Annotated in this window: 1 protein-coding gene and 1 pseudogene; both read right to left on the bottom strand. The window is 72.2% G+C overall.

Going from position 1 to position 661, the window contains the following annotated elements:
• Nucleotides 1-219, bottom strand: a 219-nt coding sequence (locus tag N878_RS24475) for a rhodanese-like domain-containing protein (protein WP_031304049.1), incomplete at its 3' end; no start/stop codon positions are given.
• Between the two features lie 44 nt (nucleotides 220-263).
• Nucleotides 264-661: pseudogene (locus tag N878_RS29245) on the bottom strand (histidine kinase); the annotation flags it as partial.

Genomic DNA, 661 nt, shown 5'->3' with positions numbered 1-661 from the left:
GAACAGCGCTTCGAGCTGCGCCTGTGGCGGGACCAGGCCGGGGGCGGGCGGGCGGCCCAGCTGGGTGCGCTTGCTGTCGACCCAGCGCGCGCCGGGGATATGCCCGGCGGCATAGCGCGCCGCGCCGCTGAGGTCGACCAGGATCAGCTCGGCGGCGTCCAGGCGGCTGGCCAGCTCGGCGGGCTCGATCACCAGGGGCAGGTTGGCGAAGGCGGACATGGAGGCCTCCTCGAATGAAAAGAGGCCGATTGTAGCGGAAAGGGCTAGCGCCCGCGCCTGGCGAAGCTGGCCAGGGCGCGCTCGATGCATTGCACGGTTTTACCGAAGGCCTGCAGGCCGAGCTCGTTGAACGGCTGGCCGCCCTGGTCGGCGACCAGCAGCATGACCACCCGGCCATTGCTGGCCAGCGAGCGCAGCAGCAGGTGTTCGCCGGGGAACAGCGCCTTCAGGCTGCCCGGCAGCAGGGCGGAGAACTGGGCGATATTGGCCGGGCTCAGGCGCAGCTGGCCGGGTTCGGCGAGCAGCCGGCGCAGCACCTGGCTGTGCGCCGGGTCCAGGCTCAGGGCGCTGGCGCCCGGCTCCAGCCCCGCCTGCTGCTGGGCCTGCAGGCGGCTGTGCTGACGATCGGCGAGTAGCAACAGCACCCGGTTCAGGCCGCAGG

It is taken from the genome of Pseudomonas sp. EGD-AK9, from assembly GCF_000465935.2.
GTDB lineage: Bacteria > Pseudomonadota > Gammaproteobacteria > Pseudomonadales > Pseudomonadaceae > Aquipseudomonas.
The sequence above is the reverse complement of the archived record's forward strand: the minus strand, read 5'-3'. Positions and strand labels throughout refer to the sequence as shown.